This window comes from Variovorax sp. KK3 (assembly GCF_001984055.1).
Taxonomy (GTDB): domain Bacteria; phylum Pseudomonadota; class Gammaproteobacteria; order Burkholderiales; family Burkholderiaceae_C; genus Variovorax.
The window spans coordinates 1-13392 of the sequence record NZ_LYVO01000038.1 but is presented as its reverse complement, the minus strand read 5'-3'; the positions used below and the strand labels follow the sequence as shown (position 1 = coordinate 13392).

The 13392-nt window shown below is 69.9% G+C and carries 12 protein-coding genes; 11 read left to right on the top strand and 1 reads right to left on the bottom strand.

The features are described from left to right. The first annotated feature begins 5 nt into the window (after positions 1-5). The 7 genes from B0W80_RS18685 (at position 6) to B0W80_RS18655 (ending at position 6956) form a co-directional block, all read left to right on the top strand. On the top strand, positions 6-590 hold the full coding sequence (locus B0W80_RS18685) for an MSMEG_0567/Sll0786 family nitrogen starvation N-acetyltransferase (protein ID WP_083745489.1): 585 nt from the start codon (positions 6-8) through the stop codon (positions 588-590). Beyond that, positions 587-1660, top strand: a complete 1074-nt coding sequence (locus B0W80_RS18680; RefSeq protein WP_077000657.1) for a sll0787 family AIR synthase-like protein — start codon at positions 587-589, stop codon at positions 1658-1660. Before B0W80_RS18685 ends, B0W80_RS18680 begins: the two co-directional genes overlap by 4 nt. After that, positions 1653-2849, top strand: coding sequence for an MSMEG_0565 family glycosyltransferase (locus B0W80_RS18675; RefSeq protein ID WP_077000656.1), 1197 nt, complete (start codon positions 1653-1655; stop codon positions 2847-2849). The genes B0W80_RS18680 and B0W80_RS18675 overlap by 8 nt, the downstream gene beginning before the upstream one ends. Then, a complete protein-coding gene (locus B0W80_RS18670) occupies positions 2837-3127 on the top strand; it encodes an MSMEG_0570 family nitrogen starvation response protein (RefSeq protein WP_077000655.1) in 291 nt (96 codons plus the stop codon). Before B0W80_RS18675 ends, B0W80_RS18670 begins: the two co-directional genes overlap by 13 nt. Positions 3128-3187: 60 nt before the next feature. Then, positions 3188-4501: an MSMEG_0569 family flavin-dependent oxidoreductase gene (locus B0W80_RS18665; RefSeq protein WP_077000654.1), complete on the top strand. Its 1314-nt coding sequence runs from the start codon at positions 3188-3190 to the stop codon at positions 4499-4501. Positions 4502-4590: 89 nt separating this feature from the next. Next, positions 4591-5691, top strand: coding sequence for a substrate-binding domain-containing protein (locus tag B0W80_RS18660; protein WP_077000653.1), 1101 nt, complete (start codon positions 4591-4593; stop codon positions 5689-5691). A gap of 302 nt (positions 5692-5993) precedes the next feature. Continuing rightward, entirely contained in the window at positions 5994-6956 is a 963-nt protein-coding gene (locus B0W80_RS18655; protein WP_179106972.1) for a tripartite tricarboxylate transporter substrate binding protein, read from the top strand. Between the two features lie 24 nt (positions 6957-6980). Here B0W80_RS18655 and B0W80_RS18650 read toward each other — a convergent pair whose 3' ends face one another. Further along, complete coding sequence (locus B0W80_RS18650) at positions 6981-7931, bottom strand: LysR substrate-binding domain-containing protein (protein WP_077000652.1); 951 nt, start codon at positions 7929-7931, stop codon at positions 6981-6983. A gap of 223 nt (positions 7932-8154) precedes the next feature. Between B0W80_RS18650 and B0W80_RS18645 the strand changes: the two genes are divergently transcribed. The 4 genes from B0W80_RS18645 to B0W80_RS18630 form a co-directional block, all read left to right on the top strand. Next, positions 8155-9768, top strand: coding sequence for a hydantoinase B/oxoprolinase family protein (locus B0W80_RS18645; RefSeq protein ID WP_077000651.1), 1614 nt, complete (start codon positions 8155-8157; stop codon positions 9766-9768). A gap of 45 nt (positions 9769-9813) precedes the next feature. Further along, complete coding sequence (locus B0W80_RS18640) at positions 9814-11970, top strand: hydantoinase/oxoprolinase family protein (RefSeq protein ID WP_077000650.1); 2157 nt, start codon at positions 9814-9816, stop codon at positions 11968-11970. Beyond that, on the top strand, positions 11967-12761 hold the full coding sequence (locus B0W80_RS18635; protein ID WP_077000649.1) for an enoyl-CoA hydratase: 795 nt from the start codon (positions 11967-11969) through the stop codon (positions 12759-12761). The genes B0W80_RS18640 and B0W80_RS18635 overlap by 4 nt, the downstream gene beginning before the upstream one ends. Before the next feature lie 13 nt (positions 12762-12774). Beyond that, a partial coding sequence (locus tag B0W80_RS18630) for a CaiB/BaiF CoA-transferase family protein (protein ID WP_143684688.1) occupies positions 12775-13392 on the top strand: 618 nt, incomplete at its 3' end.

Genomic DNA, 13392 nt, shown 5'->3' with positions numbered 1-13392 from the left:
GCACCATGTTGAACGTCCTGCTCGATGCGACGGCCTGGTCGGTACCGCCCGCCGTCGCCACGCGCCCCAGCACCAGCGCCTTCCGCATCCAGTGGGCCAGCATCCCGTGGATGCAGCGCGAGGCACTGGCACTGCGCCGCCAGGTCTTCTGCGAAGAACAACGGCTGTTCGACCGCGACGACCTCGATGCCATCGACGCGCTGCCGAGCACGCGCCTGCTGGTCGCCTGCTCGACCCTGGCGGGCCTGCCCGACGAAGTGGTCGGCACCGTGCGCATTCACGAAGCGGAGCCCGGCCTGTGGTGGGGCTCGCGCCTGGCCGTCTCGGCGCCGTGGCGCCGCCATGCCGCGCTGGGCACCGGGCTGATCCGCCTGGCCGTGAGCAGTGCCCATGCACGCGGCTGCCGCGAATTCCTGGCCCACGTGCAGCTGCAGAACGTGCCGCTCTTCGAGCGCCTGCACTGGCACCAGGAAGACACCGTCACGCTGCAAGGCATGCCGCACGCGCTGATGCGGGCGGACCTGCGGCACTACCCACCCTGCTGGAATCCCGAAGGCGGCTTCGTGCTGGGCGGAGGCGCGTCGTCATGAACACGGCCCACGACATCCTGGCCTCGCTGCTCGACGCGTTGCGGTGCGGCCGCGGCTTCGCGCACAAGCGCGACATCGCGCAGGTGATGGGAGGCCTGGTCGCCGACGATGCGGCCGACGCGGCACGCACGGCCGTCCCCAACGGCGACGACTGCGCCGCGCTGCCTTTGCCCGGCGGCGGCTACCAGCTGCTGGCCATCGAGGGCCTGATGCCCGACTTCGTGCAGCAGCAGCCTTGGTTCGCGGGCTACAGCGCGGTGATGGTCAACCTCAGCGACGTCGCGGCCATGGGCGGGCGGCCCGTCGCCGTCGTCGACGCGCTCTGGAGTTCGGCCGGCTCCGCCGACGCCGGCCGCGTCATCGAGGGCATGCAAGCCGCCTGCCGGCAATACGGCGTGCCGCTGGTCGGCGGCCACACCAACCTGCACAGCGCCACGCCCCAGCTCGCCGTGGCGGTGCTCGGCCGGGCCGAACGCTTGATCTCCAGCTTCGCCGCGCGTCCGGATGACCGGCTGCTGATGGCCGTCGACCTGCGCGGTGCGTGGGAAGGCGATGCGCCCTTCTGGAACGCGAGCACGCGCGCGCCCGCGCCCCGTCTGCAAGCCGATCTGGCCCTGCTTGCCGAACTGGCCGAGGAAGGCCTGTGCGATGCGGGCAAGGACATCAGCATGGCCGGCGCGCTCGGCACGCTGCTGATGCTGCTGGAGTGCTCCGGCCGCGGTGCTCGCGTGCGGCTGGACGCGCTGCCCGTGCCGCCGCAAGCCGCGGGCTGGCGCGGCTGGACCGATCCGGCACCGGCTGCACAGGCCGCACGACTGCGCTGGCTGAGCGCCTTCCCGAGCTACGGCTTCGTGCTGTCGGTGCGCCCCGAACAGGTCGCGGCCGTGACGAGGCGCTTCGCGAACCGCGACATCGCCTGCGCCGACATCGGCGAAGTCACAGCCGGAACGCGTTTCGACGTGAGCCTGCACGGTGCGACCGAAGCCCTCTGGGACCTGAGCCGCGCAGGATTCATCCTGCCGCTGCGGACGACCGCGCATGCCGCCACCGAGGAGCCCTGCCATGCATGAGGCCCCGCACGTCGGCCTGCTGATGCACAGCGTGCTGCCGCGCGGCGGCGTGGTGCATGCGCTGGAGCTCGGCCTGGCACTCGCGAGGCTTGGCATTCGCGTGACCGTGATGGCGCCGCTCGAGCCGGGCCAGTCGCTGTTCCGCTCGCTGCCGGAGGGCTTGCCGATCCGCTTCATGCCGCTGCGCATGGCCACGCCGCGCAGCACGGCACTGGCCGATCAGGTCGGCGAGCGCATCGATGCGCTGGCGCGCGCGCTGCCGGCGGCCATCGAGGCATCGGGCGTCGACGTGCTGCATGCCCAGGACAGCCTCAACGGCGCGGCGCTGGCCCGGATCGGCCCCGACCTGCCGTGGCTGCGGACGGTGCATCACCTGGACCGCTTCGACGATCCGCGCCTCGCCGCCTGGCAAGACCAGGCCTGGCGCTCGGCGCGTGTCGTGTGCTGCGTCAGCGATGGCTGGCTGCGGCGGCTGCAGACCGAACCCGACGCCCCGCCGGTGCTGCGCGTCTTCAATGGCGTGGACCTGTCGCGCTTTTCGCCTGCCGCATCGCCGTCGGACGACGCGGCCCTCGCACCGCTCGTCGCCGAAGGGCTGGACGATGCGCCGCTGGTCCTTGCGGTGGGCGGCGTCGAGGCGCGCAAGAACAGCGCGATGCTGCTGCGCGCCTTCGCGCGGCTGCGCCGCGAGGTGCCCGGGGCGGCGCGCGCCCGGCTGATCGTGGTGGGTGGCGCCAGCCTGCTCCAGCATGGCGCCGAGCAGCAGCGCTGGCAGCGAGCCCTGCACGAAGAAGGCCTGGTCGAAGGCCCGGGTCAGCCGGTCTGGCGCACCGGTGCCGTCCACGACGACGCCGTGCCCGCGCTGATGCGCCGTGCGCGCCTGCTGGCGATGCCGTCGCTCAACGAAGGCTTCGGCCTGGTCGCGATCGAGGCACTCGCCTGCGGCACGCCGGTGCTGGTTTCTCGCCGCGCGCCCTTCACCGAACACCTGGGCGGCGCAGAAGGGGTGTGCTGGTGCGACCCCGAAGACGTGGCCAGCGTCGCGGTGGGCCTCGCGCGGGCCTGGGCCCGGCCGCGGCTCGACCATTCGCCGGCGGTGTGCCATGCGCACAGCTGGCAGCGCAGCGCACAGGCGCATGCCGCGATCTACGAACGAATCTGCGAAAGCCTTCCCACATGCCTGCCATGACCTACACGCTGCGCTGGCCCGATGCCAGCCAGACGACCTGCTACTCGCCATCGCTGGTGATCCAGGACTACTTCGCGCCCGGATCGTCCTATCCGCTGCCGGAGTTCATCGACAAGCTGCGCGAAGCCACCGGCATCGCCAACGAGCGCGTGCGGGCCAAGTTCGGCTTCGCGTGCTCGCGCGCGAGCGACCAGCTCGGCGCGATCGAGGCCGAGGTTCGCCGCTTCTCCGCCACGCCCGAGGCGCGGGTCGACGTCCTGTCCTTCGGCCCCGCCTGACCTCCTGACGTCCTGACGTCCTGACCTCTCGATCTCCCATCGACCCACCTCGGAAGCACCATGACCACTCACAACACACCCCTCGCAGCGCGCTATTCCGTCGTCGTGGTCGGCGGCGGACAGGCCGGCCTGTCGACCAGCTACTACCTGCAAAGCGCGGGCATCGACCACGTCGTGCTCGAGAAGCGCCGCATCGGCCACTCGTGGCGCAGCGAACGCTGGGACAGCTTCTGCCTCGTCACGCCGAACTGGCAGTGCCGCCTGCCCGACTTCCCCTATCAAGGCAATGACCCCAAGGGCTTCATGCTGCGCGACGACATCGTGGCCTACCTCGAAGCCTTCGCGCAGAAGACGCGCCCACCCGTCATCGAAGGCGTGAGCGTGAAGCGCGTCGGCCGTCACGGCAGCGGCGCGCTCGAAGTCGTCACCGACATCGGCACCTGCATCGCCGACCATGTGGTGGTCGCGACGGGCGGCTACGACATCCCCATCGTGCCTCCCTCGGCGCACAGCTTGCCGCTGTCAATCCGGCAATTGCACTCCGTTGCCTACCGCAACCCGGCGCAGTTGCCCGAAGGCGAGGTGCTGGTGGTGGGCTCCGGTCAATCCGGCGTGCAGATCATGGAAGACCTGCACGTCGCCGGACGCAAGGTGCACCTGGCCGTCGGCTCGGCGCCGCGATCGCCGCGCATGTACCGCGGACGCGAGTCGACCGAATGGCTGCACGAGATGGGCTTCTACCAGCTCACCGTCGACCGCCATCCGCTGGGCGACGAGGCGCGGCACAAGACCAACCACTACATGACCGGCCGCGACGGCGGCCACGAGATCGACCTTCGCCGCTTCGCGCTGGAGGGCGTGAAGCTCTACGGCTCGCTCGACGAGTTCAAGGGGACGCAGGTCGCGTTCCGCCCCGACCTGCGCAAGAACCTCGACGACGCGGACGACGTGTACTGCAGCATCCGGCGCGACATCGACAACTACATCGCGAAGGCCGGCGTGGACGCCCCGGTCGAAGCACCCTTCGAACCCTGCTGGGCACCGGCGTCGGACCCGACCTCGCTCGATCTCGCCGCGGCCGGCATCACGAGCATCGTCTGGGCCATCGGCTTTCGCGCGGACTACGGCTGGATCGACCTGCCCACCTTCGACGGGCGCGGGCATCCGCGCTTCAAGCGCGGCGTGTCGGAGGTGCCGGGGCTGTACTTCGTGGGGCTGCCGTGGCTCAACACCTGGGGCTCGGGCCGCTTCCTGGGCGTGGCGGACGATGCGCGCCACCTGGTGTCGGTGATCGAAGAGCGGCAGAAGCCAGACGCGCCGCCGGCCGCTTCGCTCGAAGCGCTGCGCCAGGACCGGGTGGCCGAAACGACGTGACGGCGTCGCGGGTCGGCCGCGCCCGCCGGCGGGGGTGACGATTCGACGGTCTGCATAATCCACGCGCCGTCGACCGCCCTTCATCCCGCTTGCAACAGATCGAACTCTCCTACGCCATCGCGCCGCGCCGCAGCGGCCGCCGGCTGATCCGCAACCCGCTCATGGAGCTGCTGCATGCGGTGCGCGAACACGGGTCGATCTCTGCCGCCGCCCGCGCGCTGGGCCTTTCGTACCGCCACGTGTGGGGCGCGCTCAAGCGCTGGGAACAAGAGCTGGGGCACCCGCTGGTCAGCGGCGAACAAGGCCGCTCGGCGCAGCTCTCCGAATTCGGCGACAAGCTGCTGTGGGCCGAGCGCCAGGCGCAGGCCCGGCTGGCGCCGCAGATCGAAGCCCTGCATGCCGACCTGGAGCGTGCCTTCGCGCTGGCCTTCGACGACCGCCTGCACGTGCTGAGCCTGCATGCGAGCCACGACGAGGCGCTGGTGCTGCTGCGCGCGCACGCGGCCGAACGCGCGCGGCTACAACTCGACATCCGCTTCACCGGCAGCGTCGATGCGATCAGTGCGCTGAACCAGGGTCGCTGCGTGATGGCGGGCTTCCACACGCTCGAACGCCCACCGGCCGGCTCGCTGGCGCAGCGAACCTACAAGCCGCTGCTGAAGCCGGGGCTGCACAAGATCATCGGCTTCGCGCGCCGCACGCAGGGGCTGATCGTCGCGCCCGGCAACCCGCTCGGCCTGCGCGGCATCGCCGACCTGCCGCGCCTGCGTGCCCGCTTCGTGAACCGCGCGATCGGCACCGGCACGCGCGTGCTGCTCGACGAGCTGCTGGCGCAGCACGGCCTCGACGCGGATGCGCTGCGCGGCTACGACCACGACGAGCCCTCGCATGCCGCGGTCGCGCATGCGGTGGCCAGCGGGCAGGCCGATGCCGGCCTGGGCATCGAGTCGGCCGCGCGCGGCGCGGGCCTGGGCTTCGTGCCGCTGGTGAGCGAGCGTTACCACCTGGCCTGCCTCAAGTCGGCGCTGGACCAGCCGGCCGTGCAGGCTTTGCGCTCGCTGCTGAGCGGTGCCGCGTGGCAGCACCAGCTGGGCACGCTGGCGGGCTACGAGAGCGCCGCCAGCGGCGAGGTGCAGTCGCTGAGCACGCTGCTGCCGTGGTGGAGCTTCAAGGGGCCGAAGAAGGCCTGAGCGCGCGGGGCGCGGGGCACGCGGCGCCCGTCGATCCGACCTGCCGATGCGCCCACGCTTTTGGGGCGTAGGTGGTAACCCTATGGTGCAGAAACCGTGATTCCGGCGGATTCGCGTCTCGCTGCGGTGCATCGAAAGGATGTTCGTTTGGAATACCCGGGCGGGAACTTTGCATTGGACCCGCATAGGGCTGCCGCCCAGAATTCCTAGCCAAGGTCTGCACAGGACAGGGACGCCGGTTCGGCGTGCCGGCCGACGAACACATTCATTCGACCCGCGCATCACGCGACCAGAGGCCCATCTTGATCACCAAACGCAACATCATCGCCATCCTGCCCTTGCTGGGCTTTTGCTTCGCAGCGCAGGCGGAAGGCTTTCCGGACAAGCCGATCCGGATCATCGTTCCCGTCGCCGCGGGCGGTTCGGCCGACCTGCTGGGCCGCCTGGTCGGGCAGCAGTTGTCGGAGCTCTACAAGCAGCCGGTGGTGGTGGAGAACAAGGCCGGGGCCAGCGGGCACATCGGTGCCGAGTACGTGTCCAAGCAGGCACCGGACGGCTACACGCTGCTGATCGGCATCCAGCCCGTGCAGGCCTCCTACGCCATCTACCCGAAGCTCAACTACGACCCGGGCAAGAGCCTCGACACGCTGGGCATCATCGGCTCGTTTCCGAGCGTGGTGCTGGTGCACCCATCGGTGGCGGCCAACGACATCGGCGACCTGATCAAGCTCGCCAAGGCGTCCCCCGACGCGCTGAATTTCGGCTCGGCCGGCCCGGGCTCGGCGACGCACCTGGGCGCCGAACTCTTCCTGCGCGATGCCGGCGTCAAGATGATGCACGTGCCCTACAAGGGCAGCTCGGCCGCCAGCGCCGACCTGATGGGCGGGCAGATCCAGCTGATGTTCGAAAACCTGCCGACGGCGATCGGCCTCATGAAGAGCGGCAAGGTGCGCGCGCTGGCCGTGACCGGTGCGAAGCGCTCGCCGAGCCTGCCGAACCTGCCGACCGTGGCCGAACAGGGCGTGCCGAAGTACGAGTTCGTCGGCTGGTACACCGTGGCCGCGCCGCTGGGCCTGCCGCCCGAGGTGGCGAAGAAGCTGAGCGCCGACATCCACAAGATCGTGCACTCCCAGGCCCTCGCCGCGCGATGGGCCGACCTGGGCGTGACGCCGATCGGCGGCACCGTCGCGCAGAGCAACGCCTACGTGCATGCCGAAGCGGTGAAGTACACCAAGCTCATCAAGGACGCCGGGCTCGGCCTCTGAGCCTCGAACGAGCGCGCACGCCGCTCAGGCGGCGCGGATCGCTTCGGGCAGCTCGGCGCAGGCCAGCTTGACGTGCTGGATGAAGGCCTGGGTGATGCGCGAAGGCGGCTGGTTCAGCGGCGTGAGCAACACCAGTTCGACCGGCGCCGCGCGCTTGAATGGCAGCGCGACCAGCCCCGCCTTGAGCAGCGGCGCCACCACCAGCGGATTGACGATGCCGACGCCGATGCCCTGCAGCGCGAGCATGCAGGTGGTGATGGCGTAGGTGGTCTCGGCCACCGTGATCGGCCGCACGCCGGCATCGTCGAACACCCGCTCGATCGCCTGGCGCGTGCCGTCGTTGCGGCCGGTGGCGATGAAGGCCTGGCCGTCGAGGTCTTTCGCCTGGATGCTTTTCTTGCCTGCGAGGTGATGGCCGGGCGCCATCACGCACACCGGATGGACCGCCACGAGCGGCTCCGCCTCGGTGCCCGCCGAGTCGACCTGCCGCATGGCGATGCCGAGGTCCAGCCGGCCCAGCGCGACGCCGTCACGCACCAGCGACGAATCGACCGTGTCGATCGCCACCTGGATGGTCGGATGGTCCTTCATGAAGTTGCGCGTGATCTCCGGCAGCAGGCCCATGCCCATCGACGGCAGGCAGCCGACCTGCACGCGCCCGGAATGCAGGCCGCGCAGCTCGGCCAGCGTCTGCGCGATCTGCTCGAGGCCGATGTAGCTGCGCTCGATCACGTTGAAGAGGATGCGCGCCTCCGGCGTCGGCACCAGCCGGCTCTTGCGCAGTTCGAACAGCTGGATGCCGCTGACCGACTGGAAGCGGGCCAGCAGCTTGCTGACCACGGGCTGCGAGGTGTGCAGCATGGCCGCCGCCTCGGTGGCGGTGCCCCGCATCATCACAGCCCGGAACACCTCGATGTACCGGTGGTTCAGCGAAAACGGACTGGGCTGGAACGGCCTGGCGGGCTCGGTGGACATCGACCTTCTCCTGCTCGCGTGCCAGGACACCGGCTTGGGTCGCAACGCACGCTCTTGAGCGGCAAAAAGTATATACCCGCGGAATAGGGTGGGTCGAACTGGATATTGGACTGTCATGGGGTACGCGCCCAGAATTCATCAGGCCGGCCAGGTCCCTCTTTCCTCCCGGCACCCCGAACATCCCCTCAACACTCCCCTCAACAACTCCTCGACAGGCTCACCGATGGCAAGTACCCAATTCGATGCGATCACGCTGGAACTGCTGTGGAGTCGACTGATTTCGATCGTCGACGAAGCGGCCGTTGCGATGGTCCGCACTTCCTTCTCGACCAACGTGCGCGAGTCGAACGACTTCGCCTGTGTGCTGACCGACGCCCGCGGGCATTCGCTGGCCCAGGCGACGCACAGCATCCCGTCGTTCCTGAACACCGTGCCGCAGACCATCCGGCACTTCATCGACGAGTTCGCGCCCGAAGACCTGCAGCCCGGCGACGTGCTCATCACCAACGACATCTGGCAGGGCACGGGCCACCTGCCCGACATCACGCTCGCCAAGCCCATCTTCCTGGCCGGCAAGATCGTCGGCTGGGCCGGCTCGGTGGCGCATGCGCCCGACATCGGCGGGCGCGTGCGCTCGGCCGATGCCCGCTCGGTGTTCGAGGAAGGCCTGCAGATCCCGCTGATGAAGATCCTGCGCGCCGGCGTGATGGACCCGGTGCTCGAGAAGATCGTGCGCAAGAACGTGCGCGTGCCCGACCAGGTGATGGGCGACCTCTACGCCCAGATCACGGCCGTGCAGCGCATCGAGCAGCGCGTGCTGGCGCAGATGCACGAGCACGGGCTGCAATCGCTGGAGGGCCTGGCCCACGAGATCCACACCCGTTCCGAGAACGCGATGCGCGCGGCCATTCGCCGCATCCCCGAAGGCGTGTACCGCACCAGCGCGGTGACGGACGGGCTCGCCGAGCCGATCCGCCTGGAAATGACGATGACGGTGAAGGACGGCTCGATCGAAGTCGACTACTCCGGCACCTCTGCGCAGGTGCCCGCCTCCATCAACGTCTGCATGGCCTACACCAAGGCCTACACCTGCTACGGCATCCGGACCGCGCTGCTGCCCAACGTGGCCGGCAACGAAGGCGTGATCTACCCGATCGAAGTCACGGCGCCGCCCGGCTCCATCCTCAACGCCCTGCCGCCGGCTGCCGGCGGTGCGCGCGCGCTGGTGGGCCACATGCTGCCGACCATGGTGCTGCGCGCGCTGGCCGACGCCCTGCCCGACCAGGTGATCGCCACCACCGGCTCGCCGCTGTGGTGCGCCAACGTGGCCGGCCAGCGCACGGACGGCAGCAGCTACGCCAGCATGTTCTTCATGAACGGCGGCTACGGCGCGTCGAACCGGCGCGACGGCGTGAACGTGCTCTCCTGGCCCAGCAACATCTCGTCCACGCCGGTCGAGATGATCGAGCAGTTGCTGCCCGTGCGCGTGCATCACCGCCAGCTGCGGCAGGACGGCGGCGGCGCGGGCGAGTTCCGCGGCGGCACCGGGCAGGAGATCAAGTTCGAGAACTGCTCGCCGAACCCGATGGTGGTGAGCTTCATGGCCGAACGCACGCGGCCCGAAGCAGCCGCGGAAGGCCTGGCCGGCGGCAAGTCGGGCGCGCCCGGCGTGGTGCTGATCGACGGCGCCCCCTGCAACGCGAAGGTGCAGCAGGTCCTGGAGCCGGGCGCATGCGTCGAGATGAAGACGCCCGGCGGCGGCGGCTACGGCGCGCCGGACCGCCGCGCACCGGAACGCCTGGCCTCCGACCTCCGCGGCGCCTACGTCGGCGCCTGAACACGCCCGAGCGCGTCCGTCCCCCCTACTTCTGCGGTTCACACCATGTCATCACCCTCAGCACTTTCCCTCGGCATCGACATCGGCGGCACCTTCACCGATGTGGTCGTCTACGCGCACGACACGGGTCGCTCGCTTTCGCACAAGGAACTCACCACGCCCGCAGCCCCGCACGAAGGCGTGATCACCGGCGTGCGCCGGCTGTTCGAGCGCGAAGGGCTTTCCTACGCGGCAGTCGAACGCGTCGTGCATGCGACGACGCTCTTCACCAACGCGCTCATCGAACGCAAGGGCGCACCCACCGGGCTCATCACCACGGCCGGCTTCCGCGACACGCTGGAGATCGCCCGCGAGCACAAGTACGAGCTGTACGACCTGCACATCGAGATGCCGGCCGCCCTGGTGCCGCGCCACCTGCGGCTGGAAGTGCCGGAGCGCACCGGGCCGGACGGCACGATCATCACCGCGCTCGACGAAGCCGCGCTGGTGGCCCGCGCCGGCGAGCTGGTCGCGGCCGGCGTGCAGTCGGTCGCCATCATCTTCCTGCACGCCTACGCCAACCCGGCCAACGAGAAGCAGGCCCGCGTCGCGCTGGCCACGGCTTATCCACAGCTCTTCGTGTCGATCTCGTCCGAGGTGTCGCCGCAGATCCGCGAGTACGAACGCAGCGTGACCACCGTGGCGAATGCCTACGTGAAGCCGCTGGCCGACGGCTACCTCGACCTGATGACGGGCGAGATCCGGGCCATCGGCATCAAGGCGCCGCTTTTCATGATGCTGTCGAACGGCGGGCTGACGCACGTCGACGAAGCCAAGCGCGTGCCGATCCAGCTGCTCGAATCGGGCCCTGCTGCCGGCGCCCTGGCGGGTGCGTATTTCGGCGAGCGTTCGAGCATCGAGGACGTGCTGGCCTTCGACATGGGCGGCACCACCGCCAAGCTCGCCATCATCGACGGCGGCGAGCCCATGATCGCCCACCAGTTCGAGGCCAGCCGCCAGAAGCGGCTGACCGAAGGCAGCGGTCTGCCGATCTCCATCTCGACCATCGAGCTGATCGAGATCGGCGCGGGCGGCGGCAGCATCGCCCACGTCGATCCGCTCGGGCTGATCAAGGTCGGCCCCGAAAGCGCGGCATCCACACCCGGCCCGGCCTGCTACGGCCGCGGCGGCACGCAGCCGACGGTGACCGATGCGAACCTGGTGCTCGGCTACCTCGACCCCGCCACCTTCGCTGGCGGCACCATCGAACTCGACGTGGCCCGCGCCAAGGCCGCCATCGCACCGTTGGCCGAGCAGGCCGGCATCAGCATTCCCGAGATGGCATGGGGCATCCACTCGATCGTCAACGAGAACATGGCCGCGGCGGCCCGCGTGCACGTGGCCGAGCGCGGCCACACGGCCTCGCGCTTCGCCATGCTGCTGACCGGCGGCGGCGGTCCGCTGCATGGCTGCGAGGTCGCGCAGCGCCTGGGCGCGACGCGGGTCGTGTGCCCGCCGGGCGCGGGCGTGGCCTCGGCGCTGGGCCTGCTGATGGCACCGGCCCGCGTGGACCGCATGGCCACCGTGGCGAAACCGATCTCGCGCACCGATTGGCGTGAACTCGAAGGCCTCTACGCCCAGCTCGAGGCCGAGGCTTTCGCGGTGATCGACGCGACGCTGCCGGACCACCCGAGTGCGCCGCGCGTGCTGCGCTCGGCCGACATGCGCTTCGTGGGCCAGGGCTTCGAGATCGTCACCACGCTGCCGGCCGGGCCGTACACCGACGCGTCGGCCAAGACCTTCGCCGAAGCCTTCAAGGCAGCCTACCGGCAGATGTTCTCGCAGGTGATGCCGCTCGGCGACGTCGAGATCGTGAACATCCGCATCGCGGCCACCGTCGAGGCGACGGCCAGCGGCTTGGCCAGCACCGCCGTGGCGGCCGGCGGCGCCTCGGCGCTGGCGGGCCGGCACCAGGTCTGGGTGGGCGCCCGCAAGCGCTACGAGGACGTGCCGGTGTACAGCCGCGAGCGGCTCGCTGCCGGCGAAACGATCCAGGGCCCCGCACTCGTGCAGGAAGCCTCTTCCACGCTGGTGCTGCCGGCCGACTCGCAAGCGCGCGTCGACAGCTCGGGCAGTCTCATCATCGACCTCGCCCTCGCGGGCGAAGCCGGCGCCTCCGAAAGCGCCGGCGCTTCCAACCTCAACACCAACGCACTGTCATGACGACCGAGATCGCTTCTCTGCAGGCCCGCAAGGCCGACGGCATCGGCTGGATGGTCTTCAACGACCCGGCCCGGCACAACGCCATTTCGATGGACATGGCCCGCGAGGTGCCGCGCGTGATGGCCGATTTCGAGGCCGACCCCGAGGTGCGGGTGGTCATCGTCACCGGCATGGGCGAGCGCGCTTTCGCCGCCGGCTCGAACATCTCGGCCTTCGGCAGCGTGCGGACCAATCCCGAGCAGAACCGCGAGTACAACCAGATCAACCAGCGCTCGTACGACGCGGTGTATGCCTGCGCGAAGCCGACCATCGCGATGGTGCACGGCTACTGCATCGGCGGCGGACTCGACTTCGCGGTGAGCTGCGACATCCGCGTCTGCGCCGACAGCGCGGTGTTCGCGATTCCTGCCGTGCGCCTGGGCCTGGGCTTCGGCCACGAAGGCCAGGTGCGGGTGGCGCGCGTCATGGGCGCGGCGGCTGCGCGCGACCTCTTCTTCACCGGCCGCCGCTACAGCGCGCAAGAAGCGCTCGCGTGCCAGCTCGTGCATCGCGTGGTGCCGGCTGCCGAACTCGAGCCATCGGTGCTCGACTACGCACGGCAGATCGCGGGCAATGCGCCGCTGACGCTGCGCGCGCTCAAGCGCGCCTTCCTCGAATACGAAAAGCCCGAGTCCGCCCGCGACCTGGCGGCGGCCCAGGCGCTGGTCGATGCCTGCTACGCCAGCGAGGACTACCAGGAAGGCCGCGCCGCCTTCGCCGACAAACGCACGCCGAATTTCAAGGGGCGCTGACATGAGCCACGACATGAACCCAGCAACGCATACGCCTCCCCGCCGCGGCCCCTTGGCCGCCTACAAGGTGCTCGACCTCACGCGCGTGCGCGCCGGCCCGACCTGCATTCGCCAGTTCGCCGACTGGGGCGCCGACGTGATCAAGATCGAGACGCCCGAATTGCTGGAGCAAAGCGACGGCTGGGGCGGCCTGCGCGAAGGCCCGGACTTCCAGAACCTGCACCGCAACAAGCGCTCGCTGACGCTCAACCTCAAGCACCCGAGCGGCCTGGCGATCCTGCACCGCCTGGTGCAGGAGGCCGACGTGATCGCCGAGAACTTCCGGCCCGACGTGAAGCACCGGCTCGGCATCGACTACGAATCGCTGCGCAAGATCAACCCGCGCATCGTCTACGCCAGCATCTCGGGCTTCGGGCAGGACGGACCCTACGCCAAGCGGCCCGGCTTCGACCACATCATCCAGGGCATGGCCGGGATGATGTCGATGAACGGCTTTCCCGAGAACGGGCCGACGCGCGTCGGCATCGCACTCGCCGATATCGGCGCGGGCCTGTACTGCGCGCTCGCGGTGATGACGGCCTTGCTGGAGCGCGAGAGCTCGGGCGAGGGCCAGTGGGTGCAGGCCTCGCTG

Bases quoted from the DNA above. Each gene is read 5' to 3' on its own strand.
- B0W80_RS18685 (WP_083745489.1), top strand. From the start codon at position 6: ATGTTGAACGTCCTGCTCGATGCGACGGCCTGGTCGGTACCGCCCGCC.
- B0W80_RS18680 (WP_077000657.1), top strand. From the start codon at position 587: ATGAACACGGCCCACGACATCCTGGCCTCGCTGCTCGACGCGTTGCGG.
- B0W80_RS18675 (WP_077000656.1), top strand. From the start codon at position 1,653: ATGCATGAGGCCCCGCACGTCGGCCTGCTGATGCACAGCGTGCTGCCG.
- B0W80_RS18670 (WP_077000655.1), top strand. From the start codon at position 2,837: ATGCCTGCCATGACCTACACGCTGCGCTGGCCCGATGCCAGCCAGACG.
- B0W80_RS18665 (WP_077000654.1), top strand. From the start codon at position 3,188: ATGACCACTCACAACACACCCCTCGCAGCGCGCTATTCCGTCGTCGTG.
- B0W80_RS18650 (WP_077000652.1), bottom strand. From the start codon at position 7,931: ATGTCCACCGAGCCCGCCAGGCCGTTCCAGCCCAGTCCGTTTTCGCTG.
- B0W80_RS18645 (WP_077000651.1), top strand. From the start codon at position 8,155: ATGGCAAGTACCCAATTCGATGCGATCACGCTGGAACTGCTGTGGAGT.
- B0W80_RS18640 (WP_077000650.1), top strand. From the start codon at position 9,814: ATGTCATCACCCTCAGCACTTTCCCTCGGCATCGACATCGGCGGCACC.
- B0W80_RS18635 (WP_077000649.1), top strand. From the start codon at position 11,967: ATGACGACCGAGATCGCTTCTCTGCAGGCCCGCAAGGCCGACGGCATC.